General features: G+C 41.1%; 5 protein-coding genes. 4 read left to right on the forward strand and 1 reads right to left on the reverse strand.

From position 1 onward, the window contains the following. Positions 1-80: 80 nt before the first annotated feature. A complete protein-coding gene (locus RT143_RS09540; protein ID WP_313092718.1) occupies positions 81-1,307 on the reverse strand; it encodes a beta-ketoacyl synthase N-terminal-like domain-containing protein in 1,227 nt (408 codons plus the stop codon). 315 nt (positions 1,308-1,622) lie between these two features. On the opposite strand from RT143_RS09540, the gene RT143_RS09545 reads away from it, so the two are divergent. The 4 genes from RT143_RS09545 (at position 1,623) to fusA (ending at position 6,697) form a co-directional block, all read left to right on the forward strand. After that, entirely contained in the window at positions 1,623-2,540 is a 918-nt protein-coding gene (locus tag RT143_RS09545; protein WP_313092719.1) for an EcsC family protein, read from the forward strand. A gap of 754 nt (positions 2,541-3,294) precedes the next feature. Continuing rightward, positions 3,295-3,669, forward strand: a complete 375-nt coding sequence (rpsL, locus tag RT143_RS09550; RefSeq protein WP_007116468.1) for a 30S ribosomal protein S12 — start codon at positions 3,295-3,297, stop codon at positions 3,667-3,669. Between the two features lie 133 nt (positions 3,670-3,802). Beyond that, the gene (rpsG, locus tag RT143_RS09555) at positions 3,803-4,276 is read left to right on the forward strand and encodes a 30S ribosomal protein S7 (protein ID WP_050325821.1); all 474 of its coding nucleotides are present in this window, start codon (positions 3,803-3,805) and stop codon (positions 4,274-4,276) included. 294 nt (positions 4,277-4,570) lie between these two features. Then, the gene (fusA, locus tag RT143_RS09560) at positions 4,571-6,697 is read left to right on the forward strand and encodes an elongation factor G (protein WP_313092721.1); all 2,127 of its coding nucleotides are present in this window, start codon (positions 4,571-4,573) and stop codon (positions 6,695-6,697) included. The last annotated feature ends 230 nt before the right edge of the window (positions 6,698-6,927 follow it).

Here is a 6,927-nt window from a genome sequence, read left to right on the forward strand (position 1 = left end):
TATATTTAGCGTCAAAAAAGCGATGACAATCGGGTAACTGTCATCGCCTATTTTTATCAATTATGACGGTCCATCAGTATTTATTCAACAAACTTTTTGATGATTAAACTGGCATTGGTACCGCCAAAGCCAAAGCTATTGGTCATTATGGTGTTTAAATTGACTTGACGCGTTTCACGGACGATATCAAAGTCTGTGGCTTTCTCATCCAAGGTTTCAATATTGATATTGGGCGCAATAAAGCCTTGATTGAGCATCAACAAACAATAAATCAATTCTTGCACGCCCACCGCGCCCAAACTATGACCTGTCATTGATTTAGTTGAGCTAATGGGTGGCAAATCACCACCAAACACTTGGCGAATCGCTTCAAGCTCGGTGATATCCCCAATGGGGGTACTAGTACCATGAGTATTGATATAGTCAACGGAGTTTAAGCCTGCTTGTTTAAGGGCTTGTTTCATACAATTGATAGCACCTACGCCACTGGGTGCTACCATATCCGCCCCATCAGAGCTTGCACCATAGCCAACAATCTCTGCCAAAATAGTCGCGCCGCGTCGTTTAGCAGAGTCTAGGCTCTCAACCACGACCATACCGCCACCGCCTGCAATCACAAAGCCGTCTCGATCTGCATCGTAAGGGCGACTGGCGAGTTGCGGCTTGTCATTGTACTGGGTACTCATCGCACCCATGCCATCAAACATACAAGATTGTGTCCAATCTTCTTGCTCGCCACCCCCTGCAATCACGATGTCTTGTTTACCCAATTGAATCAGCTCCATAGCATGACCCACACAATGCGTTGAGGTCGCGCAAGCTGATGCAATAGAGTAGCTAATCCCACCAATCTTTAACCCAGTTGCAACGCTGGCTGATACCGTACTTGCCATGGTTTTTGGCACTGCCATCGCGCCGACACCGCGCAAGCCTTTTTCGCGCATTGCATCAACCGCTGCCGCCACATCGGCACTCGATGCCCCACCCGAACCTGCTACCACGCCGATATTAGTGTTATGAGCAATATCTTCTAATGACAATCCTGCTTGCTCGATTGCTTGTAGCGCACTTAGATAGGCATATAAACTGGCTTTTGACAAAAAGCGTTTAAGTTTGCGATCGATATGAGAAGTATCTAGGTTATTGTCATCAATACTACCTGAGACACAGGCTTTAAAGCCTTTTTCTTGATAAATTGGATTAAATACCAAGCCCGATTTGCCTTGCTGTAGCGATTCGCTGACTGTGGCTAAGTCATTACCAATACACGAGATAAGTCCTGCCCCTGTGATTACAACGCGCTGCATATACCATTCCTTTTGGTTTAATCAATTGATGATAAATATCACGCTATTGTACCCCTCTGAATTTCACCTGCCTAGTTTTTCCCCAAAAATGTTACAAAATATTTCTTACACCACAGCTATTCATCACGTTTATAGTTAATTATCTTGTCTTAACCCAAAATCGACATACGCGTAACACTCAAACAAATCGATAAAAGATATCATTGTGTAACGTCTCTTTACGCATTAAAGTTGAAAAGTGCGGTCACTTTCTTTACGCTATTTTACTACGACAGTATTTTCCAATAAAAAAGCATAATATTAAGGATAACTCTCATGTCAGCCTCTACTTCTATTAGCCGCCGTGTCTTTGAAGCGCTAGGTCACAAATTAGCACAACTGAGCGCAAAAGATACAATACAAACCAAACCATTAGCGGATATTGATTTTGATAGCCTTCAACAAGCCTTATCAAACGATAAAAACGCGTTTCATGAGCATATTCCCAAACTATCAAAAAAACTACTTGGTAAAACCCCATTTGGCAGCTATAGCAAAATGGCGACCTCACTAATCCCCAAGGCAAGTTTTGATAAAGCAACGGATGCGGTTTTTTCCCAAGTCGGTAAACTGTCGCAAAATTGGGCGAATTTTGATTTGGCGCGTGATGCGCGTTTTAAAGACACTTTGGTTGCTAGTGAACGACAAGCCCTAGCCCGCAGTATTGGCGATCAAAACCGTGCTTTAGCTACCTTGGGTGGACTTAGTAATTTGGCAGGTTTACCCGGTATTTTGGTAGATACAATGTGGTTGTTGGCGGTGTGTTTGCGGACGATTTTCCAAATCAGTGCAATTTATGACCGTCCGTTGACGGGACAACAAGGTATCGCCATCGCTTATGAAATTTTAGCTAAAGTGGATCTCAATAAATTGCAAGAAAAGCAAACTTTGCTCGCAGGCTTGGGTATATTTGAAGCGATGACCGACCAGTCGATTGAAGAATATAGAGCGGCAGTGCTTGCCGAAGAAGACAGCCAATCGGCGATGGGGATATTAACCAAACTAGAAGAACTATCGACCCAGTTTAATATTAACATTGAGCAGTTTAATTTCGGTTTTTTACATAAAGTCATTCCACTCACTGCGGTTGGCTTGGGTACGGCTTACAACAATATTATTATCAATGAAGTGATTGAAATTGCGATGTCGGTATTTGCCCCGGCGCCAAAGTTGACGCATATGACTGAAGAATAATCTTGCGCTAATATAACAAGGTAAAAGCTAGCTGTCTGGCTTTTGCCTTTTTTATTAGTTGTAGCTAGTGTTTACTAATTCGAGGCTAGTGACTATAAAGCTAGTTACTTTAAGTCATGTAGCACAAACTTTTACACAACCTGTCAGCAACGTCACATTTTTAGTTATCAATATCAACGTTATTCACCAAATCTAAAAAGACCAACCGGCTTAAATTTGGCAAAATATATTTAACAACGGTTGACAAGCTTAATAATCAATAATGACAACAACCCTAATAAAATAAACTGTTAGTACATCACGTTGTTAATTTAAAAAAATTATAAAAAAAATAAGAAATTTAAAATTACAATTATTTAAAATCACCATCATTAAAATTTGATTTTTTTGGAATCATTGAATAATAACAATAAATAATAACTTGAGCTAGAACCAATGCGTTGACTTTTAACCGATAAGTTTCTTAAGGTTTTCAAAGTTAGCGCATTGGTTCTTTTAGTTTTAGTCTTTTTTATTTTAGTCTGTTGTGATGTAATTCACAGTGGGCTTGAACCCAGTATGCTTGATAAACACAATGTTTGATGATTTGCCTTCCCCTACTTTTCTTCAAATTTTGCTAATAATCATCATCTACATTATCTAGGTGATTTTTTAGTTGATAAAACCAACAAAAATCTCTATAATACGCTGTCCTAAAAATAGCTTATTAGCGGTTTTTAGAGATTTTTTGACAACAAACGGGAGAGAGTGCCTTATGGCAACTACAAATCAATTAATTCGTAAAGGTCGCAATACCATTACTGAAAAATCAAAAGTGCCAGCTTTAAAAGCTTGCCCACAACGCCGTGGCGTGTGTACCCGTGTATACACTACCACACCAAAAAAACCAAACTCAGCGATGCGTAAAGTATGCCGTGTGCGTTTGACGTCAGGTTTTGAAGTATCAAGCTACATCGGTGGTGAAGGTCACAACCTACAAGAGCACAGTGTTGTACTTATCCGTGGTGGTCGTGTAAAAGACTTACCAGGTGTTCGTTACCATACCGTTCGTGGCGCACTTGACTGTGCAGGCGTAAAAGATCGTAAACAAGGCCGCTCAAAATACGGCGCAAAACGTCCTAAAGCATAATTTTAGCCGTTTTTAACCCCATTTTTTAACATTGTTTGCATAGTTGATTATAGTTTTACAACACTATGCAGTAAGGCTGGTGAAAAGCAACCGCTTAGCTACCAGACTACCCTGAATACACAAGGAAATTATCATGCCTAGACGTCGTGTCATCGCTGCCCGTGAAATCCTACCAGATCCTAAGTTTGGTAGCAAAACACTTGCTAAATTCATTAACCATGTAATGGTTGACGGTAAAAAATCAGTTGCAGAATCAATCGTATACGGTGCATTAGACCGTGTTTTAGAAAAAAACTCAGGCATTGATCCTGTCCAGTTTTTTGAAGATACGTTAGAAAGAGTTCGCCCAATGGTGGAAGTTAAAGCTCGCCGTGTGGGTGGTGCTACCTACCAAGTTCCTATGGAAGTACGTCCCTCCCGTCGTACTGCATTAGCAATGCGTTGGTTAGTTGATGCGGCTGCAAAACGTTCTGAAAAATCTATGGCTTTACGCTTAGCAGGTGAATTGCTAGACGCAGCTGATGGCAAAGGTAATGCACTGAAAAAACGTGACGAAGTTCACCGTATGGCTGACGCAAACAAAGCGTTCTCACACTATCGTTTCTAATTGATACTGATTGCTATCACCTAGGTAGCAATTAGCTTATAATAAAATAGATGATATTGGGTGACTTGAAGTTTGCAAATTCAGCCCAATATTTCATATTGAAAAAGAAGCTTGTCATGCGTTTGTCATGGCAAGCTCTTATCATACAGCACTTATGTCAAGAGTAAGGCTTTCTTTTATCTAGTTGGTTGTCGATCTTTCAATCAAACGTTAAAACTAATTATTATTCATCTTAAGACATAACTGTTTATTGATAATGGAATAATTTTAATCTTTAGTCCTTAGGAATTAACTATGGCACGTACAACACCCTTAAATCGCTACCGTAATATCGGTATCTCTGCACATATTGATGCGGGTAAAACGACAACAACTGAACGTATTTTGTTTTATACAGGTAAAAACCATAAGCTAGGTGAAGTGCATGAAGGTGCTGCAACCATGGACTGGATGGAACAAGAGCAAGAGCGTGGTATTACTATTACCTCAGCGGCAACGACTTGTTTTTGGTCTGGCATGGGTCACCAATTCCCAGAGCATCGCATTAACATCATTGACACCCCCGGCCACGTTGACTTCACCATTGAAGTAGAACGTTCAATGCGTGTACTTGACGGTGCATGTATGGTTTACTGTGCGGTTGGTGGTGTACAGCCTCAGTCAGAAACAGTATGGCGTCAAGCAAACAAGTATAAAGTACCGCGTCTTGCGTTCGTAAACAAAATGGACCGTACAGGGGCAAACTTCTTCCGCGTTGTTGACCAAGTAAAACAACGTCTTGGTGGTAATCCTGTACCTGTGGTTGTGCCAATCGGTGCAGAAGATACCTTTGAAGGGGTTGTTGACCTTCTAGAAATGAAAGCCATCATTTGGGATGTCGCTTCTCAAGGTATGAAATTTGAATACGCAGAAATTCCTGCTAACTTGGTTGATACCGTCGATGAATGGCGTAACAACATGGTTGAGGCAGCGGCTGAATCTTCAGAAGAGTTGATGGATAAATACTTAGAAGAAGGTGATTTATCACGTGAAGATATCGTAGCAGGTTTACGTGCACGTACTTTAGCCGGCGAAATTCAACCAATGCTTTGCGGTACGGCGTTTAAAAACAAAGGCGTACAACGTATGCTTGACGCGGTTATCGAATTCTTACCAGCACCAAATGACGTTGACGCGATCAAAGGTGTGTTAGATGACAAAGCTGAAACTGAAGCGACGCGTGAATCATCGGATGATGCACCATTTGCGGGTCTTGCATTCAAAATCATGAATGACAAATACGTAGGTAACTTAACTTTCGTACGTGTTTACTCAGGTGTTGCTAAACAAGGTGACTCTGTTTATAACCCAGTGAAAATGAAACGTGAGCGTATTGGTCGTATCGTTGAGATGCACGCTAACTCACAAAAAGAAGTGGACGAAGTTCGCGCAGGTGACATCGTTGCATTTGTGGGTCTAAAAGATGTAACAACGGGTGATACCCTATGTGACGAAAACAATATTATTACCCTTGAGCGCATGGAGTTCCCAGATCCTGTTATTTCATTGGCAGTTGAACCAAAAACCAAAGCTGACCAAGAAAAAATGTCAATCGCGCTTAACCGTTTGGCAAAAGAGGACCCGTCATTCCGTGTTCACACCGATGAAGAATCTGGTCAGACTATCATCAGCGGTATGGGTGAGCTGCACTTAGAAATTCTTGTTGACCGTATGAAACGTGAGTTTAGCGTTGAAGCTAATGTGGGTGCACCACAAGTCGCTTACCGTGAAACGATTCGCACTACCGTTGAACAAGAAGGTAAATTCGTACGCCAAACTGGTGGTCGTGGTAAATTCGGTCACGTATGGTTACGTCTTGAGCCACTTGACACGGCTGACGGCAAAGAATATGAATTTGCTGAAGAAGTGGTTGGTGGTGTGGTACCAAAAGAGTACTTTGGTGCAGTAGACAAAGGTATTCAAGAACGTATGAAAAATGGTGTTCTTGCAGGTTATCCAGTCGTTGGTATTAAAGCGACACTGTATGATGGTTCGTACCATGACGTTGACTCAGATGAGTTGTCGTTCAAAATGGCAGGTTCAATGGCATTCCGTAAAGGCTTTATGAATGCAAACCCTGTTCTACTTGAGCCAGTCATGAAAGTAGAAGTTGAAACACCTGAAGACTACATGGGTGATATCATGGGTGACTTAAACCGTCGCCGCGGTATGGTGCAAGGTATGGATGATATGTTTGGCGGTGTTAAACAAATCCGTGCTGAAGTACCACTAGCCGAGATGTTTGGTTATGCAACCCAATTACGTTCAATGTCTCAAGGTCGTGCAACCTACTCAATGGAGTTTGCAAAATACGCTGAGACACCGCGTAACGTTGCTGATGAAATCATCAAAAAATTCACTCATAAAGATGATGACGAATAAATTTGATGGGCAATTTGATTGTTAAAACCACTCAAATTCTTCTATCCTATTCGACACTGAAAAAAATTATAAGTTAGCTAATTTGACCTGTTAAATTTAATGGGTCAAATTTTCATAACCTATAAGCGTTGATAATAAAGTAAATGACCTAAGACATTGGGTTAATATTAACAAAAGAGGATTAAATTATGGCAAAGGCCAAGTTTGAACGTACTAAACCACACGTTAAC

Source organism: Moraxella sp. CTOTU48268, from assembly GCF_032069585.1.
GTDB lineage: Bacteria > Pseudomonadota > Gammaproteobacteria > Pseudomonadales > Moraxellaceae > Faucicola > Faucicola cinerea.